Source organism: Quadrisphaera granulorum (genome assembly GCF_003149145.1).
GTDB lineage: Bacteria > Actinomycetota > Actinomycetes > Actinomycetales > Quadrisphaeraceae > Quadrisphaera > Quadrisphaera granulorum.
In genome coordinates, this window is the sequence record NZ_QGDQ01000034.1 from 23,349 (window position 1) to 45,778 (window position 22,430).

18 protein-coding genes and 2 riboswitches are annotated in these 22,430 nt (G+C 71.5%); of the genes, 13 read left to right on the plus strand and 5 right to left on the minus strand.

The genetic code is table 11. The features are described 5' to 3' along the window. Nucleotides 1-102: 102 nt before the first annotated feature. Nucleotides 103-213, plus strand: a riboswitch (SAM riboswitch). Nucleotides 214-332: 119 nt separating this feature from the next. From BXY45_RS19725 to BXY45_RS19740, 4 genes are all read left to right on the plus strand, one after another. Then, a complete protein-coding gene (locus BXY45_RS19725) occupies nt 333-1,334 on the plus strand; it encodes a MetQ/NlpA family ABC transporter substrate-binding protein (RefSeq protein ID WP_109776236.1) in 1,002 nt (333 codons plus the stop codon). Between the two features lie 64 nt (nt 1,335-1,398). Then, on the plus strand, nt 1,399-2,433 hold the full coding sequence (locus BXY45_RS19730) for an ATP-binding cassette domain-containing protein (RefSeq protein WP_109776262.1): 1,035 nt from the start codon (nt 1,399-1,401) through the stop codon (nt 2,431-2,433). A 1-nt stretch (nt 2,434) separates the two neighbouring features. After that, nucleotides 2,435-3,103, plus strand: coding sequence for a methionine ABC transporter permease (locus BXY45_RS19735; RefSeq protein ID WP_211319766.1), 669 nt, complete (start codon nt 2,435-2,437; stop codon nt 3,101-3,103). A gap of 98 nt (nt 3,104-3,201) precedes the next feature. Next, nucleotides 3,202-4,152 carry an ATP-binding protein gene (locus BXY45_RS19740; protein ID WP_109776237.1) on the plus strand — a complete coding sequence of 317 codons (951 nt, stop codon included), beginning with the start codon at nt 3,202-3,204 and terminating at the stop codon, nt 4,150-4,152. 107 nt (nt 4,153-4,259) lie between these two features. Here the strand turns inward: BXY45_RS19740 and gcvP are convergent, their stop codons facing one another. Further along, nucleotides 4,260-7,163, minus strand: a complete 2,904-nt coding sequence (gene gcvP / locus BXY45_RS19745; protein WP_211319771.1) for an aminomethyl-transferring glycine dehydrogenase — start codon at nt 7,161-7,163, stop codon at nt 4,260-4,262. 66 nt (nt 7,164-7,229) lie between these two features. Further along, nucleotides 7,230-7,332: riboswitch (glycine riboswitch) on the minus strand. Between the two features lie 128 nt (nt 7,333-7,460). Here gcvP and gcvT point away from each other — a divergent pair. Then, a complete protein-coding gene (gene gcvT / locus BXY45_RS19750; protein ID WP_109776239.1) occupies nt 7,461-8,561 on the plus strand; it encodes a glycine cleavage system aminomethyltransferase GcvT in 1,101 nt (366 codons plus the stop codon). A 90-nt stretch (nt 8,562-8,651) separates the two neighbouring features. On the opposite strand, the gene BXY45_RS19755 is transcribed toward gcvT, so the two are convergent. The 3 genes from BXY45_RS19755 to BXY45_RS19765 all read right to left on the minus strand — a co-directional run bounded on the left by BXY45_RS19755 (nt 8,652) and on the right by BXY45_RS19765 (nt 11,938). After that, the gene (locus tag BXY45_RS19755) at nt 8,652-10,238 is read right to left on the minus strand and encodes a methyl-accepting chemotaxis protein (RefSeq protein WP_109776240.1); all 1,587 of its coding nucleotides are present in this window, start codon (nt 10,236-10,238) and stop codon (nt 8,652-8,654) included. A gap of 115 nt (nt 10,239-10,353) precedes the next feature. After that, on the minus strand, nt 10,354-11,169 hold the full coding sequence (locus BXY45_RS19760) for a shikimate 5-dehydrogenase (protein ID WP_109776241.1): 816 nt from the start codon (nt 11,167-11,169) through the stop codon (nt 10,354-10,356). Further along, nucleotides 11,162-11,938 carry a class I SAM-dependent methyltransferase gene (locus BXY45_RS19765; RefSeq protein WP_109776242.1) on the minus strand — a complete coding sequence of 259 codons (777 nt, stop codon included), beginning with the start codon at nt 11,936-11,938 and terminating at the stop codon, nt 11,162-11,164. Before BXY45_RS19765 ends, BXY45_RS19760 begins: the two co-directional genes overlap by 8 nt. 129 nt (nt 11,939-12,067) lie before the next feature. Here BXY45_RS19765 and BXY45_RS19770 point away from each other — a divergent pair, with 129 nt between their 5' ends. From BXY45_RS19770 to BXY45_RS19790, 5 genes are all read left to right on the plus strand, one after another. After that, on the plus strand, nt 12,068-13,102 hold the full coding sequence (locus BXY45_RS19770) for a LacI family DNA-binding transcriptional regulator (RefSeq protein ID WP_170131630.1): 1,035 nt from the start codon (nt 12,068-12,070) through the stop codon (nt 13,100-13,102). Nucleotides 13,103-13,483: 381 nt separating this feature from the next. Continuing rightward, the gene (locus BXY45_RS19775) at nt 13,484-14,830 is read left to right on the plus strand and encodes an ABC transporter substrate-binding protein (RefSeq protein ID WP_211319767.1); all 1,347 of its coding nucleotides are present in this window, start codon (nt 13,484-13,486) and stop codon (nt 14,828-14,830) included. 11 nt (nt 14,831-14,841) lie between these two features. After that, a complete protein-coding gene (locus BXY45_RS19780; RefSeq protein ID WP_211319768.1) occupies nt 14,842-15,789 on the plus strand; it encodes a carbohydrate ABC transporter permease in 948 nt (315 codons plus the stop codon). After that, entirely contained in the window at nt 15,786-16,721 is a 936-nt protein-coding gene (locus tag BXY45_RS19785; RefSeq protein ID WP_109776245.1) for a carbohydrate ABC transporter permease, read from the plus strand. Before BXY45_RS19780 ends, BXY45_RS19785 begins: the two co-directional genes overlap by 4 nt. Beyond that, nucleotides 16,718-18,457, plus strand: a complete 1,740-nt coding sequence (locus tag BXY45_RS19790; protein WP_109776246.1) for a glycoside hydrolase family 13 protein — start codon at nt 16,718-16,720, stop codon at nt 18,455-18,457. Before BXY45_RS19785 ends, BXY45_RS19790 begins: the two co-directional genes overlap by 4 nt. Here the strand turns inward: BXY45_RS19790 and BXY45_RS19795 are convergent. Continuing rightward, nucleotides 18,438-19,880, minus strand: coding sequence for an MBL fold metallo-hydrolase (locus BXY45_RS19795; RefSeq protein WP_109776247.1), 1,443 nt, complete (start codon nt 19,878-19,880; stop codon nt 18,438-18,440). The genes BXY45_RS19790 and BXY45_RS19795 overlap by 20 nt on opposite strands. 159 nt (nt 19,881-20,039) lie before the next feature. On the opposite strand from BXY45_RS19795, the gene BXY45_RS19800 reads away from it, so the two are divergent. The 3 genes from BXY45_RS19800 to BXY45_RS19810 all read left to right on the plus strand — a co-directional run bounded on the left by BXY45_RS19800 (nt 20,040) and on the right by BXY45_RS19810 (nt 22,375). After that, nucleotides 20,040-20,621 carry a rhodanese-like domain-containing protein gene (locus BXY45_RS19800; protein ID WP_109776248.1) on the plus strand — a complete coding sequence of 194 codons (582 nt, stop codon included), beginning with the start codon at nt 20,040-20,042 and terminating at the stop codon, nt 20,619-20,621. Then, the gene (locus BXY45_RS19805) at nt 20,618-21,397 is read left to right on the plus strand and encodes a GntR family transcriptional regulator (protein WP_109776249.1); all 780 of its coding nucleotides are present in this window, start codon (nt 20,618-20,620) and stop codon (nt 21,395-21,397) included. Before BXY45_RS19800 ends, BXY45_RS19805 begins: the two co-directional genes overlap by 4 nt. Before the next feature lie 72 nt (nt 21,398-21,469). Further along, complete coding sequence (locus tag BXY45_RS19810) at nt 21,470-22,375, plus strand: sulfite exporter TauE/SafE family protein (protein WP_109776250.1); 906 nt, start codon at nt 21,470-21,472, stop codon at nt 22,373-22,375. The last annotated feature ends 55 nt before the right edge of the window (nt 22,376-22,430 follow it).

The following is a 22,430-nucleotide window of genomic DNA, read 5'->3' on the forward strand; positions in this document are numbered from 1 at the left end:
CGAGGCCCCGAGGGCACCCTCCCCTCGAGATCCATCACGATGCGGTCACGAACGACGGCCCGCGTTTGACGACGGCGAGCGTCGCTTCGTACGGTCCTCCCAGGTCACGAGTGACAGCGCGTAGCCCTGGCTGGCTGTCCGGCAACCCTCCTCCGCGGCGGGGTGCTCCAGGTGACGACCCGGCCGCGTCCACGGGCGCGGCAAGAGCGGAACGACCCGAGGAGTTGCTTCACCCCGACGCCTGCTGCGCTCTGTCGCCGCACTCCTCGACGTCCCCGCGCTGACCCTGACCATCGGGCGCCCCGCGCGACCATGCACCACCCAGGAGAACCATGTCCAGCCCCACTCCCACCCCCAGCAGCAGCGGTCCCGCCCTGCCCCCGAAGCCGAAGCGGAGGGCCCCTGTCGCGGCGATCGCGGTGGCCGTCGTCCTCGTCCTCGCCCTGGTGGCGGGCGGTGTCTGGCTGCTGCTCGGACGCAGCGGCGACGGTGGCGAAGCCACCGCGGCGAGCGGGCAGGCCACCAGCCAGGGCTTCAAGCCGAACGTCAAGATCGGCGTCGCCGACAACGCCCTGCCGTACTGGAAGACGTACACCGAGCTCGCCAAGAGCAAGCTCGGCGTCACCGTCGAACTGGTGAACTTCTCCGACTACAGCCTGCCGAACCCGGCGCTGAAGCAGGGCGAGATCGACCTCAACCAGTTCCAGCACATCCAGTACCTGGCCAACTACAACGTCACCGCCGGTGACGACCTCCAGCCCATCGGCGCCACGGCCATCTACCCCCTGCCGCTGTACTCCACGTCCGTCAAGGACGTCGCGTCGCTGCCCGCTGACGCCGTCGTCGTGATCCCTAACGACGCCATCAACCAGGCCCGCGCTCTCCTGTTGCTGCAGCAGGCAGGTCTCGTGCAGCTCAAGGACGGCGGCACCGCCTTCTCCGACCTCGAGGACGTGACCAGCGCCAAGGTCAAGATCACGCCCGTCGCGGCTGACCAGACCGCCCGTGCCCTGCAGAGCGGCTCCGCAGTGGCCGCCGTCGTCAACGTCAACTACGCCGTCAAGGCGGGCCTGACCGACAGCCAGGTCATCGCCAAGGACGACCCGGCCTCCCCGTCCGCGGCTCCGTACGTCAACGTCTTCGCGGCCCGCGCCGCCGACAAGGACGACAAGACCTACCTCGCCCTGGCGCAGCTCTGGCACGACCCGGCCGTCCAGAAGGCCTTCGCGCCGGACTACCCCAGCGCCGTCATCGTCGACAAGGCCGCCGCGGAACTGCAGGCCGACCTCGCGAAGGTCGAGCAGGACGCGAAGGCCGCCAAGGCCGCGGGCTGACGTGTCCGGCGACCTGACCGGCCTCCGCGCCCCCGGCCTGCCTACCGGGGACGGCGGCGGTGACGTGCTCGTCGAGCTCGACGGTGTCACCAAGCGATTCGAGCGCGGCGGCACCACCGTCACCGCCGTCGACGAGGTCTCCCTCCGTGTCGCACGGGGGGAGGTGCTCGCCGTCATCGGCTACTCCGGCGCCGGCAAGTCGACGCTCGTGCGGCTGATCAACGCGCTGGAGCTGCCGACGTCGGGCAGCGTGCGGGTGGCCGGGCAGGACCTCACCCGCCTCGGCGAGAAGGAGCTGCGGGCTGCCCGCGCCGGCATCGGCATGATCTTCCAGCAGTTCAACCTGCTGAGCTCGCGCACGGTCGCCGGCAATGTCGCCTACCCGCTCAAGGTCGCCGGCGTCGGACGGGAGGAGCGAGATCGGCGCACCGCCGAGCTGCTCGACTTCGTCGGGTTGCTCGATCGCGCGCACGCCCACCCCGAGCAGCTCTCCGGCGGCCAGAAGCAGCGCGTGGGCATCGCGCGAGCGCTGGCCACCAACCCGCCCCTCCTGCTGGCCGACGAGGCCACGAGTGCCCTCGACCCAGAGACCACCGAGGAGGTGCTCACCCTCTTGCGGCGGGTCAACACCGAGCTGGGCGTGACCATCGTGCTCATCACCCACGAGATGGAGGCCGTGCGCCGCGTCGCCGACCGGGTGGCCGTCATGGAACGGGGACGTGTGGTGGAGGTCGGTGACGTCTACGACGTCTTCACCGCACCGACAACCGTGCCCGCGCAGCGTTTCGTGAGGTCGGCCACCCACGACCGGCCCAGCCCGGAGGCGCTCGCGCGGCTGCGCGAGCACCACCCCGGTCACCTGGTCACCGTGCGGATCACCGACCGGCCGCGACTGCAGCAACTCGTCGACGGAGCCTTCCGGGACGCCGGGGTGACCGCGGAGCTGGTCTACGGAGGGGTCGGCGAGGTGCGCGAGCGCCGCGCCGGCTCCCTCACCTACGAGCTGACCGGCGGCCAGCCCGACCCGGCGGCCGCGGTTCAGCGCGCACTCGCCGGGCTGCGCGCGCACGGCGTCGTCGTCGAAGAAGAGGAGGGCTGAGGTGGACTTCTTCGCGGGGTTCCTCGACACCACCGACGTCTACGTCCGGGCCATCGGCCAGACGCTGCTCATCGTCAGCGTCGCCATGGTGATCTCCGGCGTCGTCGGGCTCGCGCTGGGTGTGGCCTTGTACGCCACGCGGCCGGGCAACCTCTACAGCAACCGTGTGGTCTTCGGGGCGATCGGCCTGCTGGTGAACATCATCAGGCCAATCCCCTTCGTGATCTTCATTGCCGCGATCGGGCCCTTGCAGCAGCTGGTCGTCGGCTCCACCATCGGCACCAACGCCGTGGCCTTCGCTATCGCCCTGGCAGCGGCGTTCGCCGTCGCCCGCATCGTCGAGCAGTCACTCGTTGGCGTCGACCCGGGCGTCGTCGAGGCGGCGCGCGCCATGGGCGCCTCGCGCGCCGCGATCCTCTTCGGTGTGGTGGTGCGGGAAGGCCTCGGGCCGCTCGTGCTCGGTTACACCTTCACCTTCGTGGGCATCGTCGACATGTCGGCTCAGGCCGGCCTCGTCGGCGGTGGGGGTCTCGGCGACTACGCCATCACCTACGGCTCGCAGACGTACAACTGGGGCATCGTCTACGCGGCCCTGGTGGCCATCGTGGCGATCGTCATCGTCGGGCAGTTCCTCGGCAACCGCCTCGCCCGAGCCGTCATGCGCCGCTGACAGCTGCCGTTCGCGGCGACGTCGCCTACCCTCGAACACGGCCGCCGAGCACGCTGACGGCTTAGCTCGAGAGCGGGAGACCTGTGGACGGGCGAGCGGTGTCCACGAAGGACCTGCCAGCGGTGCGGAGCGCGCTGGCCATGATGACGTACCCGCCGCAGGCGGCGTCCGTCCGGGCCTCCCGCCACTTCGTCGTGGGTGTGCTGGAGGCCAGTGGTCGCGCCGCGATGGCCGACGACGTCGGCCTGGTGGTCTCCGAGCTCGCCGCGAACGCCGTGCTGCACGCCCGCACCGACTTCGACGTCGTCATCTACGAGGTCGACGGGGGAGTCCGGGTCAGCATCCGCGACCGCTCCCCGGCGCTGCCGGTGCTCGTGGCGCCCAGCGCCTCCTCGATGAGCGGGCGCGGGCTGGCTCTCGTGGAACGGCTCGTCTCCCGCTGGGGAGCTGGGCCCTCCACGTCGTCCTCGGTGGGTGGCAAGAGCGTGTGGTTCGAGGTGGACGACGGCCCCGCGGGGGCGCCCGTGCCTGACGTGGCGGACCTGAGCGTCGAGGAGCTCCTCGCCGCCTGGAGCGATGACGTCACCGAGATCGCCACCGTGATCACCGCGCGGCAGGACGAGGACGGCGTCGACGTCGTCCTCCCCGCGCTGGACGCTGTCGAGCTGCTCGCGGCCAAGGAGCGCCTCGACGACGTCCTCCGCGAGCTGCAGCTGGTGCTGCTCGCCGGTAGCCCTGTTGCCAGCGCGCGCGGCCTCGCGGTCGCTCGCCGCCTCGACGAGGCCGCCCGCGCCTTCGACGACGTGCGCCGTCAGGTTCGGCGTCAGGTCAGCCACGCGGTCGCCACCGGTGGGGAGCGAGTGGCCCTCGAACTGCACCTGCCTCCCGGCACCGGCGAGCGCGCCGCCGCGTACCGCGCCGCCGTCGAGGCCGCCGAGGAGCTCGCGGAGGTGGAGGGGTCGCTGCTCAGCGTCGCCGCCACACTGGCGCGGCATCGGGCGGTGCGCCGCGCCTATCTCGACGAGATCATCGCTGCCACCCGCGCCTGAGCCGCCCGACCTCCCGCGACCAGGACCTCCTCACCCCAACGTGATCATGGGCAGTCGGCCACCTCACGCGGGTGGCCGACTGCCCATGATCACGGAGGGGGAGTTGGTCAGGCGTAGTCCTCCAACGGGGGGCAGGAGCACACGAGGTTGCGGTCTCCGAAGCTGCCGTCGATACGGCCCACCGGCGGCCAGTACTTGTCCGGGTCCGGTCCGGCGGGGAAGGCCGCCAGCGCCGCGCTGTACGGCAGCTCACCCGAGAGAGCGCGCTCGGCGGTGTGCGGAGCCCCGCGCAGCGGCGAGGCCGCCAGCTCCCACTCGCCGTCGGCGACCTTCTGCGCCTCGGCCCGGATGGCGAGCATCGCCGTGACGAACCTGTCGAGCTCGTCGAGGTCCTCGCTCTCGGTCGGCTCCACCATCAGCGTGCCCGCCACGGGGAAGCTCGTCGTGGGGGCGTGGAAGCCGTAGTCGATGAGCCGCTTGGCGACGTCGTCGACGGTCACGCCCGTGGCCTTGGTGAGCGGGCGCAGGTCGAGGATGCACTCGTGGGCCACCAGCCCGCCGTCGCCGGTGTAGAGCACCGGGTACGCCTCGCCCAGGCGCGTCGCGACGTAGTTGGCCGACAGCACCGCCACCGCCGTCGCCCGCGTGAGGCCCGCCCCGCCCATGAGCCGCAGGTAGGCGTACGAGATGGGCAGGATGCCCGCCGAGCCGTGCGGCGCCGCGGCAATGGCGCCGGTGCCCCCGGGCTCCGTGCGACGCGCTGCGTCGGGGTGCGCGGCGTGCGTGGGCAGGAACGGGGCCAGGTGCTCGCGCACGGCCACCGGGCCGACGCCGGGGCCACCGCCGCCGTGGGGGATGCAGAAGGTCTTGTGCAGGTTGAGGTGGGAGACGTCGCCACCGAACTTGCCGGGCTTGGCGTAGCCGAGCAGGGCGTTGAAGTTGGCGCCGTCCACGTAGACCTGCCCGCCCGCGGCGTGCACGAGCTCGCAGACGGCGGTGATGCCCTCCTCGTACACCCCGTGCGTGGAGGGGTAGGTGACCATGATCGCGGCGAGGTCGTCACGGTGCGCCTCGCACTTGGCGCGCAGATCGTCGAGATCCACCGAGCCGTCAGGGGCCGAGGCGACGACGACGACGCGCATCCCCGCCATCACCGCTGACGCCGCGTTGGTGCCGTGCGCGGAACTGGGGATGAGGCAGACGTCGCGCTGGGCGTCGCCGCGGGAACGGTGATAGCCGCGGATGGCCACCAGGCCGGCCAGCTCGCCCTGCGAGCCGGCGTTCGGCTGGACGGAGACGCGGTCGTACCCGGTGACCTCGGCCAGCCACGACTCGAGGCGCTCGATGAGCACGCGGTAGCCCTCGGCGTCCTCAGCGGGCGCGAAGGGGTGCAGATCGGCGAAGCCGGCGAGGCTGATGGGCTCCATCTCCGCTGTCGCGTTGAGCTTCATCGTGCACGAGCCGAGCGGAATCATGCCGCGGTCGAGCGCGTAGTCACGCCGCGAGAGACGGTGCAGGTAGCGCAGCAGCGACGTCTCGGAGCGGTGGCTGTGGAACACCGGGTGCTCCAGGTACGGCGTGGTGCGCAGCAGGTCGCGTGGGAGGGCGTCCGGGGTGCGGACGTCGAGGTCGGCCAGAGCCTGCTCTCCGGCGGCGCCGGCGTCCAGGCCGAAGGCGCCCAGCACCCGGGCCACCGCGCCGAGGTCGGTGCGCTCGGAGCAGGAGATGCCGACGTGGTCGGCGTCGGCCAGGCGCAGGTGGATCCCCGCCTCGCGGGCCGCGGCGACGACGGCGGCCGCACGCCCGGGCACCCGGGCGAGCACGGTGTCGAAGAACTGCTCGTGCACCACCTCGACGCCACCCTCCCGCAGCTCGGCGGCAAGGACGGCGGCGGTGCGGTGCGTGCGCTGCGCGATGGCCTTGAGGCCGTCGGGGCCGTGATAGACGGCGTACATCGAGGCGACGACGGCGAGCAGCACCTGCGCGGTGCAGATGTTGCTGGTCGCGCGGTCGCGGCGGATGTGTTGCTCGCGGGTCTGCAGCGCGAGGCGGTAGGCCCGCTGGCCGGTCGCGTCGACGGAGACTCCCACCAGGCGCCCCGGCAGGTTGCGCTCCAGCCCCTTGGCCACGGCCATGTACGCGGCGTGCGGGCCGCCGTAGAACAGCGGCACCCCGAAGCGCTGCGTGCTGCCGACGACAACGTCCGCGCCGAGCGCGCCGGGCGCCTCCAGCACGGTGAGGGCGAGGACGTCAGCGGCGACGACGAGCTTGCCGCCACGCCCGTGGACCTGCTCCGCCAGGCCACGCAGGGCCGGGACGCGGCCGGAGGCGCCGGGGTACTGCACCAGCACGCCCGAGACCTGCTCGGGGAGGGTGGCGGCGTCGAGCTCAGCGGCGGACAGGTCCGTGACGAGCACCTCCACGCCCATCGCGGCGGCGCGGGTGCGGATCACTTCGATGGTCTGGGGGAGGGCGTCGGCGTCGACGACGAACGGGCCGGTCGCCTTGGGGTTGGCGCGGCGCACCAGCGTCATCGCCTCGGCAGCGGCCGTGCCCTCGTCGAGCAGCGACGCGCCCGCCACCGGAAGACCAGCCAGGTCGGAGACGAGGGTCTGGAAGTTCAGCAGCGCCTCGAGGCGGCCCTGGGAGATCTCGGGCTGGTACGGCGTGTACGCGGTGTACCAGGAGGGGTTCTCCAGCACGTTGCGCCGGATCACTGGCGGGGTGGTGGTGCCGTGGTACCCGAGGCCGATCATCGGCTCGAGCGGCCGGTTGCGGCCTGCCAGCTCGGCCAGCTCTGCGGCGACCTGCCGCTCGCTGAGCGCCTCGAAGAGGTCGAGCGGACCGTCGGTGCGGATCGACGCCGGCACGGCCGCGTCGATGAGCTCCTCCAGCGAGCCGTGGCCGACGGCGGCCAGCATCGTGGCCACCTGGTCGGCGTCGGGGCCGATGTGGCGCGGGGCAAAGGAGTCTTCGCCGAGCTCGGCGAGGGTGGAGTGGTCGGACAACAGAGGCTCCCGGACGCGACGTAGCGGTGCCTCCCCCTCAGTCACCCTCGGTGTGGGTTCCTGAGTCGCCTCGCCCGTGCGGTCCTGGTGCCTGAGAGGTTCCGGGGAGGGTTGCCCCTTCGGCGCCCTGCTCGCCGAGAGTTCGGCGTCAGGGCTCTCCCGCGCGGGATGAACAGCTGCCCCCCACGGTAGCCCCGCTGGGGCCCCGGCAGTAGTCCGCTGCCCTGAATGGGACGCTGACCGGCGAGGATCAGCTCGCAGCAGCACGTCGGAGCAGCAGCACACCGGAGGGAGTCCGCAGTGGGCCAGGAGACACCGCTCGTAGGAGTGCACCGCGAGCTCGGGGCGAAGCTCGTCGACTTCGCGGGGTGGTCCATGCCCGTGCGCTACGGGTCCGAGACCGCCGAGCACGTCGCTGTGCGCACCGCAGCCGGGCTCTTCGACCTCAGCCACATGGGCGAGGTGGAGGTCCGTGGGCCCGAGGCGGGCCGTGCCCTCGACAGGGCGCTGGTGGGACGCGCGTCCGCCATCGGCGTCGGGCGAGCGCGCTACTCGATGCTGTGCGCGCCCGACGGCGGGATCATCGACGACCTCGTCGTCTACCGCCTCGCTGACGACTCCTACCTCGTGGTCGCCAACGCCGCCAACAGCGACGAGGTGGCTGCGGAGCTCGCCGCTCGCGCCGAGGGGTTCGACGCCGTCGTCCACGATGCATCTCACCAGTGGGCGCTGGTCGCGGTGCAGGGACCGCGCTCGGCGGAGGTGGTCGCGCAGATCAGCGACGCCGACGTCCCCTCCCTGAAGTACTACGCCGCCGACCCCGCACGCGTGGCCGGGCACGACGTGCTGCTGGCCCGCACCGGGTACACCGGGGAGGACGGCTTCGAGGTGTTCTGCCGGCCGGACGCCGCCGTCGACGTGTGGCGGGCAGCCGCGGCCGCCGGCGGGCCGCTCGGGCTGGTGCCCGCCGGCCTGTCCTGCCGCGACACGCTGCGGCTGGAGGCGGGCATGCCGCTGTACGGCCACGAGCTCACCCGCGAGACGTCCCCGTTCGAGGCGAGTCTGGGCCGGGTGGTCGTCTTCGGCAAGCCGGACGGCTTCGTGGGGGAGGACGCTCTCGCGCAGCGCCGTGACGCCGGTCCCGCCCGCCTGCTGGTGGGGCTGCTCGCCGAGGGCAAGCGGTCACCGCGGGCCACCCAGGCCGTGGTCGACCCGAGCTCGGGGGAGACCGTGGGTGAGGTGACCAGCGGGTCGCCGTCGCCGACCCTGGGCCGCCCGATCGCCATGGCCTACGTGCCGGCCACCCTCTCGGAACCGGGCACCCGCCTCGAGGTCGACGTGCGCGGCAGCCGTGTGCCCGCGGAGGTCGTGGCATTGCCCTTCTACACGCGGGCGTCGTAGCAGCGTCACGTGGCCCGGCGACGGGGTGGCCAGCGCCCATGATCACCGTGATCATGGGCGCTGGCCACCTGTGAGGCCGACCGACAGCGATCAGACGGTGAAGCGCCCGGTGAGCTCCTCGAGGCGACCCGCCGAGGCGGTGAGGTCAGCGGCCATGGACGCCGTGTGGCCAGCGCTGCCCTTGTTCTGCTCGGTGCCCGCCGCGATGCCCGCGATGTTCTCGGAGATCTGCGCTGAACCGGTGGAGACCTCGGTGACGTTGCGCACCATCTCGGACGTGGTCGCCGACTGCTCCTCCACCGCGGCGGCGATGGTGGCCTGCACCTCGTCGATCTTGGCGATGACGTCGCTGATCTGTGTCACAGCCGCCGCAGCGGCCTCAGCATCGCCCTGGGTGGCGCTCACCTTGGCGGTGATCTCGTCGGTGGCCTGCGCGGTCTGCCGGGCGAGCTCCTTGACCTCCCCGGCCACCACCGCGAAACCCTTGCCCAGCTCCCCGGCGCGAGCGGCCTCGATCGTGGCGTTCAACGCGAGCAGGTTGGTCTGCTCGGCGATGGAGGTGATGAGCTTGACGACGTCGCCGATCTCCCGGGAGGACACTCCGAGCCGCTCGATCGCCTGACCTGCCGACCCGGCGGCGGCGACCGCCGCGGAGGCCATCTGCGACGCCTCACTGGTGGCGGTGGCGATCTGGGCGATCGCGGCGGTCATCTCTTCGCCCGCGGCCGCCACCGTGGAGATCGACACCGTGACCTCCTCGGAGGCGGCTGCCACGACCTGGCTCTGCGCCGAGGACTCCTGCGCCCCGGAGGCGAGCTGGGCCGAGACGCTGCTCAGCGATGCGGCCGACGCGGTCAGGGCAGTGGCCTCGGTGGTGATGTCGCGCATGGCGGAGGCCAAGGCGTCCAGGGTGGTGTCGGTGGACGCGGCGAGCTGGCCGACCTCGTCCTTGCGGGTCAGGCCCACGCGCCGGTCGAGGCGGCCCTGGGCCATCCCCGTCTGGACGTCGATGACGCGGCCCAGCGGCCGGGTGATGGAGCGTGCCACCACCACGGCGGTCGCGATGGCGAAGGCGACGGCGAGCGCGGAGAAACCGATGAGGACGGCGACCGCCGAGCGGTAGGCCGCTGCGCCGCGATCACTCATGGCCTTCGCGGCGTCGGCCTCGCTCGCGGAGAGCGCGTCGAGCGCGGTCTGGACCTGCGTGGCGACCGGGACGACGACGTCCGCGCGCAGCTGCATGTACGTGGCCAGGTCATTCCGCATGGCGGGCTCGATGAGCTTGTCGCCGGCGGTGCGGTAGTCGGCGATCGCGCTGGTGAACGCCGACTGCTGATCAGGGGTGCTGGCAGGCCGGGCAGCGAGGTACCGCTTCCAGGCGTCGTCGAGCGTCGCGCGGTCGGCCGTGAGCTGCTCCTGTGCCTTCTGCTTGCCGGCCGTGTCGGGAGCCAGGCCGATGTTGGCGATGTCGAGGCGCACGTCCATGAACGAGTCCTGGAGCGCGCCGACCGCCATCACCGATTCCACGCCGCTCGACGAGAGTTCCTCGAGGTTCGCTTGGGCCTGCCCGAGGCGCATCACCCCGAGGCCAGCGACGAGGGCGAGGAGCGCGCACACCACGGTGAAGCCCGCGAGCAGCTTGTGTGCGATGCGCAGGTCGGCAAGACGGCGGGCCACGGTGTCTCCTCAAGTGTTGAACTTTTGATGTCCTCATTGCCGTCGGTCGTCCTCGGAGTCCGCTGAAGGTCAATCAAGCCATGACCAGGTCATCGCTCGTCCCCCAAGAGGGGGCTCACATGGCGCGGGAGTGAGCTGACGCCCGGGCCACCTGCTCATCGGTGGGCCTGACGCCGGTGTACCGCTCGAACTGGCGCGCCGCCTGCAGGGCGATGACCTCGGCGCCGGTGATGACGTGCTTGCCCGCTGCCTCGCCGGCGCGGATCAACGGGGTGTGGCTGGGAAAGGCGACGACGTCGAACACCACGTCCGCGGCGTCGACGTGCGCCGGGGAGAACGCGAGGGCGTCAGCGTCGGCGCCGTTCATGCCCAGTGGGGTGACGTTGACGATGACGCCGCCGCGCGGGGCCGGCTCGTCCGCCGTCCAGGTTGCTCCGTAGGCCGCTGCGAGCGCGGGCCCGCTCGTGGCGTTGCGCGCGAGCACGGTGAGGTCGGTGAAGCCGCTGCCCGCGAACGCGGCGACCACGGCCTTGGCCATGCCCCCGGACCCGCGGACCAGCACGGGGAGGTTCCTGTCGATCCCGTGCGTGTCGAGGAGGGTGGCCACGGCCTCGTAGTCGGTGTTCGAGGCGGTGAGGTGGCCGTCGTCGTTGACGATGGTGTTCACCGACCCGATCGCCGACGCCGACGGCTCCATCTCGTCGACCAGAGGGATCACGGCCTCCTTGAACGGCATCGACACCGAGCAGCCGCGGATGCCGAGCGCCCGCACTCCGCCGATGGCTGCCGTGATGTCCGTGGTGGTGAACGCCTTGTAGATGAAGTCGAGCCCCAGCTCGGCGTAGAGGAAGTTGTGGAACCGGGTGCCGATGTTCGAAGGCCGTGCGGCCAGCGAGATGCACAGCCGGGTGTCCTTGTTCAGCTCAGGCATGCCCCGATCCTGGCCCACGGTGTCGCCTTGCCAGGAACACCATCTCCAGCCCCGGCCGGTCCGGGGCGTCGCGGACCTCGATGATCTCGAGAGCCGCCGCTGCCAGGTCGGCGGTCACCTGCTCGCGGCTGCGGAAGCGCAGGACGGAGTGGGACGTGAGCACCGCGCCGTCGGTGTCGAAGGCGAAGTGCTGCGTGAACCTGACCGTCGGCGACGACGCCGGGCCGCTGACGTCCGTGACCTCTGTCCAGGTGCTCACCCTGCCCACGTCAGGCAGATCGCGCGTGGTGCGAGTCGCCTCCGGGGTCCACACCTCCCACCCGCGCGCCTCGGGTAGCCGCGTCTCGAAGACCAGGTGCCCGTTGGGTGTCAGTGCGTCGTGAGCGGCGCGTAGCAGCGCCGCCCACGCGTCGTCGTCGGTGACGGCTTGGGCAGCGTTGCCCGTCATCGTCACCAGGTCGACGACGACGGGCGGCGTGAGGTCAGCCAGCGCCCGAGCGTCGCCATGCACCCACCGGACGCGCTCGGCACCGGGCTTGCCTGAAGCTACGGCCAGCGAGCCTGCTGCGGGGTCGAGCCCGGTGACCTCGAGCCCCCGGTCGGCGAACAGGAGCGCCAGCACTCCGGTGCCGCACCCGAGGTCGAGCACTCGACGTGAGCCCAGCTCGGCGGCGAGTGCCAGGTAGGGCTCGAGGTCGCTGCGGTCGGGGTCGAGCGCGTCATAGATGGGCACCAGTCGCGGGTGCTCGTAGTGCGCATCGGGGGCCACCCGGCCATGGAGCCATGGCCTTGGCTGTGCGTCCACCGGGTTTCGGCGCTCAGGCGTCCGCGACGCTGGTGCCGGTGGGTGCTGGGTAGGGTCCGCACCGAACCCCGAGGGGCCCACGGAGAGGTGCTGATGGCTACGCGTGCTGATGTCGCCCGGCTCGCCGGCGTCTCGGCCAGCACCGTCTCCTACGCGCTCAGCGGCGTGCGTCCGATCTCCGCGGAGACGCGGGAGCGGATCGAGTCGGCCATGGCGGAGCTGGGCTACACGCCCAACGCGTTCGCCCGGGGACTGGCCGGCAGCCGGACGGGCATCATCGCTCTGCACTTCCCCTTCACCCAGCGCGGCCTCAACGCCTCGGAGTTCGAGTACTTGCACGCCGCCTCCGAGCGGGCCCGCACCAGCGGGTCGCACCTGCTCCTGTGGATGAACCCCGCGGACGACCTCGCGGAGCTGCGCCGCCTCAGCTCCCAGGGCCTCGTCGACGGCGTGATCCTCATGGAGGTCCAGACCGAGGACGCACGCATCGCGGTGCTCCAGGAGACCGGCGTGCCGTTCGTGCTGATCGGCCGGACCGCGGACACGACAGGCCTGTCCTACGTCGACTCCGACTTCGAGGAGATGGGCCGACTGGCCGTCGGGCACCTGGCCGACCTCGGCCATCGCTCGATCCTCTTCCTCAGTCAGAGCGAGCAGCTCGCGAAAGACGGCTACGGCCCGATCGTGCGCGGGCAGCGGGGCGTGGAGGTCGAGTGCGCCGCGCGCGGCCTCGCCGTTCGCGTGGAGCACGCCGCGGCGAGGATCGGCGCCGGCAGGGACGTCCACGAGCGGGTGCGGCACGACGTCCCCGAGGTCACGGCCGTGGTGAGCATGAACGAGCAGGCCCTCGTCGGGTTCATCGAGGCCGCCCGTGACCAGGGGCGGGCCGTTCCCGCCGATCTCAGCGTCATGTCGCTGGGCGCCGGAGATTCCTCGGCCGAGCTCGTCCAGCCCGCCCTCACCACGGTCTCGCCACCAGCCGCGGAAATGGGCGCTCGCGCTGTCGACCACCTGCTGAAGGTGGTGGCGGGTGCTGGCGGCGAGATCCAAGAGCTCATCACTGCTCCTCTCCACGTGCGTGCCAGCACGGCCGCGGCGCCGTCCGCGCCCTCGTCGTCCCGCGAGTAGTCCCCTCTCGCAGCGTGAGCAGCCGCTGCGCCGGCTGTCGTCGTCGTCGTTCGTGATGGCGACTACCCGCGGCGACTGACCGCGGTCACCTGCGGAGGCATCGCTCCAGGAACGGCGCTCGCCCGCAACCGACCCCGGTCACTCACGGAGGCGTCCCGCCAGGGACACCCCAGCGCACCTGACCGCGGTCACCTCCGGGACTGACCGCGGTCACCTGCGGCAAGGACGTCACTGCGCAGGTGTCACCGCGGCGACTGTTCGCTGACAGAGCGCGCAGTGCGGTGCCGTCACCTCTTGCCCTTTGCGCGCTCCCTCTGGCATTCTCGTCGACGCGCGTCGACGATGCGCGTCGACGATGGTGGTCGACGGTGATGCAGAGCTGTGAGCGGCGCCGATGCCGCGGGAGAGGCAGACATGTCGATGAAGACGAAGACCGCCCGACGGACCCTGCGCGTGGTGGGACTGCTGGCCGCGAGCACGCTCGCGCTGTCCACGGCCGCCTGCGGCGGCGGATCGGCCCAGAGCGACCCGAACACCCTCACCGTGTGGTGGTACGAGAGCCCGGAGTCGGCGATGGGGCAGAGCTGGAATGCCGCCCTGGAGGACTTCAAGGCCGACCACCCCGGCGTGACCGTGAAGTTCGAGCAGAAGACCTGGGACCAGATCCAGAAGTCAGGTCAGATGATCCTCAACTCCAACGACGTCCCCGACGTCATCGAGTACGCCAAGGGCAATGCGACGGCCGGCAACGTCGCCAAGGCGGGCCTGCTCACCGACCTCACCGACGAGGCCACGAAGCGCGGCTGGCTCGACGAGCTGCCCGCCACGGTGCAGACGGTCGGCCGGTACGACCAGAACGGCCTCATGGGGTCCGGCCAGCTGTACGGCATCCCGACCTACGGCGAGTACGTCAGCGTCTTCTACAACAAGGACGCCCTGGCTGCGAAGGGCCTCGCGGTGCCCACCACGGTGGCGGAGTTCGAGAACGTCATGAAGGCGTTCACCGCCGACGGCGTCACCCCGCTCGCCCTCGGCGCGAGCGACTACCCGATCACGCACCTCATCTACCAGCTGGCGCTCAGCCAGGCAGACAAGCAGTGGGTCGACAACTTCCAGTTCTTCAAGGGCGACGTCGACTTCAACGACAAGGCCTGGACGTACGCCGCCCAGACCACGGCGGACTGGGTGAAGAAGGGCTACATCTCCGCGGACTCGACGGGCATCGACGCCGAGAACGCAGGCACCGGCTTCGAGAAGGGCACGTACCCCTTCTTCGTCAGCGGCTCGTGGTGGGACGGCGAGTTCAAGAGCAAGATCACCAGCTTCCAGTGGGGGACGTTCCCGTTCCCGGGCAGCTCCTTCGCCCCCGGCTCCGGCGGCAACCTGCTCGTCGTCCCGAAGAACGCCAAGAACAAGGAGCTGGCGTACGACTTCCTCGACGACACGCTGTCGAAGAAGACCCAGAACGCCATGGGCAACGCCGGCGGCGTCCCGGTGGCCGCAGACGCCTCGGCCGTCACCGACCCGGTCGGGCAGATGGCGGTGGCCGGCTTCACCCAGCTCACCGACGCCGACGGGCTCGCCTACTACCCCGACTGGCCGGTGGCGGGCTACTACGACGTGCTGCTCTCGCAGGCGCAGAGCCTGGTCAACGGCACGAGCACCCCCCAGGAGTACCTCGACGCCATCGGCAAGGCCTACGACACCGGCCGCCCGGCCACCAAGTGACGAGCCGGCCCGTGACCAGTCAGCCAGTGACCAGCGAACCTCTGACGAGGACGACGACGACGGCGACGCGCCGTCGCTCGCGCGGCGGCTACCTGCCCTACCTCCTGCCAGGGGCGATCGGCTTCCTGCTCGTCGTCGCCGTTCCCGCGGTCGCCAACGCATGGCTCAGCCTCACCAGCTGGTCGGGCGTCGGGGACCCCACGTTCATCGGTCTGGACAACTACGTCCGCCTGCTCGGTGACGACACGTTCTGGAAGTCCTTCGCCAACTCGGTCGCCATCATCATCGCGATGGCGATCCTGCCGACCGGGGTGGGGTTGTTCCTGTCCGCGGTGCTGTTCGACTTCATCGCCCCGCGCTTCGGTGGGCGTACGGCAACCACCCTGCGGGCGATGTTCTACCTGCCGCAGATCATCCCGATCGCCGTCGCGGGCGTGCTGTGGGGCTTCCTGCTGCAGCCGCAGACCGGTATCGTCAACAGCAGCTTGCGCGCGGCCGGGTTGGACGGCCTGGCGCAGAACTGGCTCGGAGACCCCGCGCTCGCGCTGCCCACCGTGATGATCATCTTGGTGTGGCTGCAGCTCGGCTACACCATCGTGATCTTCATGTCCGGCATGGCGCGGATCGACCCGTCGCTCAACGAGGCAGCGGACCTCGACGGCGCCAGCTGGCTGCAGCGGTTCTGGGTCATCACCGTCAACGAGCTGCGCCCGGAGATCGCCGTCGTGCTGCTCACCACCACCGTGGCGGCGCTCAAGGTCTTCGCGCCGATCTACGTCCTCACCAGCGGCGGACCGGGCAACGCCACGATCGTGCCGTCGTACTTCGCCTTCTACAACTTCTTCACCACCACCCAGGTCGGGTACGGCGCAGCCATCTCCACCGTCCTGGCCGTCCTGCTCACAGCCCTCGCCGTCGTGCTGCTGTGGCTGCAGAAGAGGGAGGACAAGCACGCATGAGCACCACCCAGGTCACCCCCGTGAGCGCCACCGGCGCACCGCCGGCGGGCGGGAACCGCCGCCCACCGCGCGTCCGCCGACCGGACGCCCGCGGGCGCTCCGCGGCGACCCGGCGCTCGCCCGGCGCCGTCGTCGTCCTCATCGCCCTCGCGGTCCTGGCCGTCATCACGCTCCTGCCGGTGCTCCTGGCCGCGCTGAACGCGGTGAAGTCACCCGCCGACTACGTGGCGAACGGCCCGCTCGCGCTGCCGCGGTCGTTCGACCTGACCGGCATCACCTCGTTCTGGCAGTCCGTCGACTTCACCGGGAAGCTGCTCAACAGCGTGCTGATCTCGGGGTCGGTCGCCGTCATCGCCGTCGTCCTCAGCCTCCTCACGGCCTATGCGATCGGCATCGGGCGCATCCGGGGGTCCTTCGGGGTGCTGGCCGTCTTCATGGTGGCCTTCACGCTCCCGCAGGAGGCGCTGATCTACCCGCTGTACGTCATGGCCAAGGCCGTGGGGCTGTACGACACCAAGCTCAGCGTGATCATCGTGCTGGCGGTGCTGCAGTCGGCCTTCGGCACGTACCTGCTCTCCTCGGTGCTGCACACGTTCCCCGCCGAGGTGCTCGAGGCCGCGCGGATGGACGGTGCCGGCACGTTCCGGGTGCTGTGGAGCATCGTCATGCCGCTGACCCGCCCCACGCTCGTCGTCCTCGCCACGTTCTTCTTCATCTGGACCTGGAACGAGTTCTTCATCCCGCTGGTGCTGTTGCCCTCCAACGAGAACCAGACCGTGTCGGTGGCGCTGGGCGCGCTGTTCGGCCAGTACACGAGCGACCCGGTCACGTCCGCGGCCGCGGCTCTCGTCGGGGTGCTGCCCGCGCTGGTGTTCTTCCTCGTCTTCCAGCGGACCCTCATGAAGGGCGTCAACATCGGGGCCGTCAAGTGACCGCGACCGAGCTCTCCCGGACCAGCGCTCCCGTCGACAGTGCTGCCTCCGACTGGTGGAAGTCCGCGGTGGTCTACCAGGTCTACCCGCGCAGCTTCGCCGACTCGAACGGCGACGGCGTGGGTGACCTGCGCGGTCTCATCGAGCACCTCGACCACATCGCCGGGCTGGGTGTCGACGTCATCTGGCTCTCGCCGATGTACCCCTCGCCCCAGGCCGACAACGGCTACGACATCAGCGACTACCGCGACGTCGACCCGACCTTCGGGACCCTCGCGGACATGGACGAGCTGATCCGGCAGGTCCACGCCCGAGGCATGAAGATCATCCTTGACCTCGTGGTCAACCACACCTCGGACGAGCACCCGTGGTTCCAGTCGTCTCGCTCCAGCCGCACCGGCGAGCGAGCGGACTGGTACATCTGGCGCGACCCGCGCCCGGGCGTCGAGCCGGGCACCCCCGGCGCCGAGCCCAACAACTGGGGCTCGTTCTTCTCCGGGCCGGCCTGGACGTGGGTGCCCGAGCGCGGGCAGTACTACCTGCACCTGTTCGCGGCCAAGCAGCCCGACCTCAACTGGGACTGCCCCGAGGTGCGCGCGGAGGTCTTCGCCACCATGCGCTGGTGGCTGGACCGCGGGGTCGACGGCTTCCGCATGGACGTCATCAACTTCATCTCCAAAGACCCGGCGCTGCCGGACGGCCCGCTCACGTCGACAGGGCTCGGCGACGGGTCGGGGTCCTTCGCCTACGGACCGCGGGTGCACGAGTACCTCGCCGAGATGAAGGACGTGGTCTTCACCGGGCGTGACGCCGACTGCCTGACCGTCGGTGAGATGCCGAACGTGACCCCCGAGCAGGCGTTGCGCTTCACCGACTGCGAGACCGGTCAGCTGTGCATGGTCTTCCAGTTCGAGCACGTCGACCTCGACCAGGACGGCAGCAAGTGGGCCCCGCGGCCCGTCAGCGTGGTCGATCTCAAGACCTCGCTGGGCCGCTGGCAGCGCGCCATGGGCGACCGGGGCTGGAACAGCCTCTACTGGAACAACCACGACCAGCCCCGCGTGGTCTCCCGGTTCGGCGACGACCGCCAGCACTGGTACGAGTCCGCCACGGCGCTGGCCACCGTCCTGCACCTGCACCGGGGGACGCCGTACATCTACCAGGGCGAAGAGCTCGGGATGACCAACGCGCCGTTCGAGCGCATCGAGGACTTCCGCGACATCGAGTCGACGCGCTACTACGAGACGGCCGTGCTCGAGCGCGGTGCAGACGCCGACGAGGTGCTCGCGGCCCTGCGCCGCAAGGGCAGGGACAACGCGCGCACGCCGGTGCAGTGGACCGCCGGCGCCGGTGCGGGCTTCACCACGGGTGAGCCGTGGATCCCGGTCAACCCCAACCACGTGTGGCTCAACGCCGCCGCGCAGCGAGACGACCCGGCCTCCGTCTACGCCTACTACCGGCGCCTGGTGGACCTGCGCCACCGCGACCCCGTGGTGGTCCACGGCGACTTCACGATGCTGCAGCCCGAGCACCCGACGCTCTACGCCTTCGCGCGCTGCCTCGACGGCGCGCGGCTGGCCGTGTACGCCAACCTCTCGGGGGAGCCGCTCGAGGTCGACGTCGAGCTGCCCGACCGCGCCGCGACGACCGTCCTCACCAATCTCACGACCTCGGGCCCGTGGGACGGTCACCTGCTGCCGTGGGAGGTCAGGGTGCTCAGGTCCGACGTGCCGTGACGACGGCGGGTGCCACCTGCTGGCGCTCCCAGGCGGCCCAGCCGGCGTAGCTGCCCTCCAGCTGCACCACGCGGTGGCCGGCGCGACGCAGGGCGCTGGCCACCACGGCATTGCGCATCCCGGACTGGCAGTACGTGACCACCGGGGTGCCCGAGGCGGGGGCGGGCAGCTCGTCGGTGTGCCACAGCGCCCGCCCGCCGGGCAGGTGGACCGACCCCGGGACGTGGCCGGCCGCGTGTTCGGTGCGGTTGCGGACATCGACGACGACGGCGCCGGTCGCCGCGACCAAGCCCTCCAGCTCCGCCGGGGCGATGGTCTCGGCGGGTGCAAGCTCGAGCCCGTCCAGGCTGGTGGTGTATCCCCAGAGGGCGTCCACGCCGACACGCACGATGTGCGTGCGCAGCTCCTCGGCGGCTGCCGCATCGGCGGCGAGGGCGACCAGCGGGCGGTGCTCGGTCTCGGGGTCGTAGACCCAGGCGAGGTAGCTGGCGGCCTTGTCGACGCCGGGGATGTGCAGCGCGCCCGCGGGGGAGCCGGCGCGCACGGCGGCCGCGTCCCGCGTGTCGATGAGGATCGCCTCGTCGGCCTCCAGCCGGGCGCGCAGCGCCTCGCCCTCGATGCGCTCCAGCGGCGACAGCGGACCCAGGACGGCGGGGCCTTCGCGGTTCTCACGCTTCATCCGAGCGAAGTAGGCGTGGGCGTCGGGCTGGCCATCGAGCAGCTCGGCCACGAAGCCCGCTTCGTCGTCGTCGGCGAGGTAACGGGACCACCAGGCGTAGAGCCGCTCGTACCCGACGGTGGTCGAGGCGACCGCGCCCAGTGCCTTGCCGCAGGCCGAGCCGGAGCCGTGCGCGGGGTGGACCTGCACGTGGTCGGGCAGGGTCAGGAAGACCCGCTTGAGGCTGGCGAAGAGTTCCCGGGCGCCCTCGTAGCGGGTGTCGACGCCGCCGGCAGCTTCGTCCAGGAGGTCGGGGCGGCCCAGGTCACCGGCGAAGACGAGGTCTCCGGAGAGCAGGTAGCCGGGGGTGTCGGTGAAGGCGCCGTCCGTGACGGTGAAGACGAGGTGCTCGGGGGTGTGCCCGGGCGTGTGGCGGGCCTGGAGAGTGATGTTGCCGATGCGCAGCCGGTCGCCGTCGTGGAGGCGCTCGGCGGTGAAGCCGTACTGCCAGTCGGCGCCGCCCTCACCCGAGACGTAGGCGGTGGCGCCGGTGGCGGCGGCCAGCTCGCGGGTGCCGGAGAGGTAGTCGGCGTGGATGTGGGTCTCGGTGACGGCGGTGATCCGCAGGCCGTGCTTCGCGGCGAGGGTGAGGTAGTCGGCGATGTCACGGCGAGGGTCGACGACGACGGCCTCGCCGGTCTTCTGGCAGCCGATGACGTAGCTGGCCTGGGCCAGGTCCTCGTCGTAGAGCCTCTCGAGCAGCACGGGTCCTCCTGCGGATCGGTCGGGTGCGACCGCGGGCTTGCGGCGAACCCATGGTGTACGTACATTTGCTCCAGTGCAAGGTACGTACATTCCATTCCGGCCCGCACCAGCTGATACCGGCCTCGTGCCGGAACCGAGACGACTGAGGGGTCCCACCCGATGAGCGCCCGTACTCCAGCCACCCGCATCAGCCCCGCTCACCTGCACACCGGCGCCCTCGGCGACCACCTCGTCCTGGACGTGCGCTCGGAGGCGGAGTTCGCCGCCGGCAGCCTGCCCGGCGCCCGCAACACCCCACTGGACCGGCTCGACGAGGCTCTGGCAGCGCTCGAGGTGCAGCTCGCCGAGCGCGACGTCGTCCTGGTCTGCCGCTCCGGGGTCCGCGCCCAGCGTGCCGCCGAGGCGCTGGCCGGCTCGGGGGCCCGCTCGCTCAAGGTGCTCGACGGCGGGCTGGAGGCGGTGTCCACCACCTCCGCGACGGCGTCCTCGTCGTCCCCATCCTCGATCGGCTGGTCCACGCCCGCCTCCGAAGCCGGGTGGGGCATGGAGCGCCAGGTCCGCCTCGTCGCGGGGGGCATCGTGGCGACCAGCATCCTCGCCAGCATCTGGAAGCCCAAGGCCCGCTTCGTGGCCGGCGGCATCGGTGCCGGACTGACCGTCGCGGCCCTGAGCAACACCTGCGCGATGGGCGCGGCCCTGGAGCGCCTGCCGTTCAACCGCCCGCGAGCCCCTCGCTCGTGAACGCCGCCCACGACCGCGCCGCCGTCCTGCCCGACCGCACCAGCGGGACGCCGGTCTGGCAGCAGGTCCAGGGCGACGTGCGCCGCCGTCTGGACGACGGCGCCTTCACCGACGGCGTCCCGGGGGAGCACGCGCTGGCCGAGGAGTACGGCGTGTCCCGCCAGACCGTCCGTCAGGCGCTGCGGCCGCTGCGGGAGGCCGGTGTGCTGACCGCCCAGCGTGGCCGCGCGTCTCAGGCCACCGGTCTCACCCAGCCGCTGGGGGCGCTCTACAGCCTCTTCGCTTCGGTACGGGCCACCGGCATGACCCAGCGCAGCCGGGTGCTGACCCTCGACGTCGTCACCGACGCTGCGGCCAGCGCCGCGCTGCGCCTGCCCGCCGACGCGGAACTGGTGCACCTGCGCCGTCTGCGCCTCGCCGACGACGTCCCCCTCGCCCTCGACGAGGCCTGGCTGCCCGCTGTACGCACGCGCGCGCTGCTGGAGGCCGACTTCACCGAGACCGCCCTGTACGACGAGCTGGCCCGACGCTGCGGCATCCACGTCCGCGGCGGCGCCGAGCACCTGCGCGCCGTCGTCCTCACCCCCGCTGAGGCGGGGCTGCTGGACGTCGCCGTCGGTAGCGCCGCCTTCCTCGTCGAGCGGCTCGGCTGCAACGACGGCACCCCCGTGGAGCACCGCCGCAGCCTCATCCGCGCCGACAGGTTCAGTGTCAGCGCCCAGTTCGCGCCCAGCGCCGGGTACCGCTTCGCCTTCGACGCCCAGGTCACCGCCTGACCTTCGGCCCGCCCTTCGCTTCACACCGCCTACCGCCCACCGTCTGCTGTCAGCCCCTGGAAGGACATGCCGATGACCGCCGCGCTGATCACCGTCGCCCTGGGGGTGGCGGTCGGTCTCGTCCTCGGCGTGCTCGGAGGAGGCGGGGCGATCCTGACGGTGCCCGCGCTCGTCTACCTGCTCGGCATGCCCGCGCGGGAGGCCACCGTCGCGAGCCTCGTCATCGTCGGAGTGGCCGCAGCCACCAGCAGCGCCACCCACGCTCGCGCCGGGGCGGTGCGCTGGGGTGCCGCCCTGGTGTTCGTGGCGGTCGGTGTGCCCGCAACGGTGGCCGGAGCCGCGCTCAACCATCGGGTCCCGGCGGGCGTGGTGCTGGTCAGTTTCGCGGTGGTGATGCTGACCTCAGCGGCTGCGATGGTCTACCGCTCCCTGCATCGAGCAGCACCGATCGCCGCAGAGGAGCTCTGTGCTCCGCTGGCTCCGGCCCGTCGTGACGGGGGCGCGCTCGGCTCTCTCGGCGCAGAAGACGTTCGAGGGCCGGTGGCGGTGCGGGCGCCTGTCGCCCCACCATGCCCGACGACCCACAATGTTGGCCCGTCCCGCCGCTGTAAAGCGCTCTCCGTGGTCGCTGCCGGGCTGCTGGTCGGACTGCTCACAGGGTTCCTCGGGGTGGGCGGCGGCTTCGTCATCGTCCCGGCGCTGGTGCTGGCACTCGGTCTGGCGATGCCGGTGGCGGTGGGCACCTCACTGGTGGTCATCGCCCTGAATTCGGGAGTCTCACTCCTCGCGAGAGCCGGCACCGCACACTTCGACTGGGCGGTGATCGTGCCGTTCACCCTCGGGGCTGTGGCGGCGTCCTTCGCGGGGCGTCCGCTGGCGGCCCGGCTGTCCGCGCGCACTGCCGGTCTGGCCTTCGCTGGGATGCTGGTCCTGGTCGCCGCCTACATCCTGCTGCGGTCGGCCGGCGCCCTCGGCTGAGGTGCCGTACTCCGAGCTCGGCGCCGAGGACGCCGCCGCTGGCGACGGTCAGAGG

Bases quoted from the DNA above. Each gene is read 5' to 3' on its own strand.
- BXY45_RS19725 (WP_109776236.1), top strand. From the start codon at position 333: ATGTCCAGCCCCACTCCCACCCCCAGCAGCAGCGGTCCCGCCCTGCCC.
- BXY45_RS19760 (WP_109776241.1), bottom strand. From the start codon at position 11,169: ATGCCTGAGCTGAACAAGGACACCCGGCTGTGCATCTCGCTGGCCGCA.
- BXY45_RS19770 (WP_170131630.1), top strand. From the start codon at position 12,068: ATGGCTACGCGTGCTGATGTCGCCCGGCTCGCCGGCGTCTCGGCCAGC.
- BXY45_RS19785 (WP_109776245.1), top strand. From the start codon at position 15,786: ATGAGCACCACCCAGGTCACCCCCGTGAGCGCCACCGGCGCACCGCCG.
- BXY45_RS19800 (WP_109776248.1), top strand. From the start codon at position 20,040: ATGAGCGCCCGTACTCCAGCCACCCGCATCAGCCCCGCTCACCTGCAC.
- BXY45_RS19810 (WP_109776250.1), top strand. From the start codon at position 21,470: ATGACCGCCGCGCTGATCACCGTCGCCCTGGGGGTGGCGGTCGGTCTC.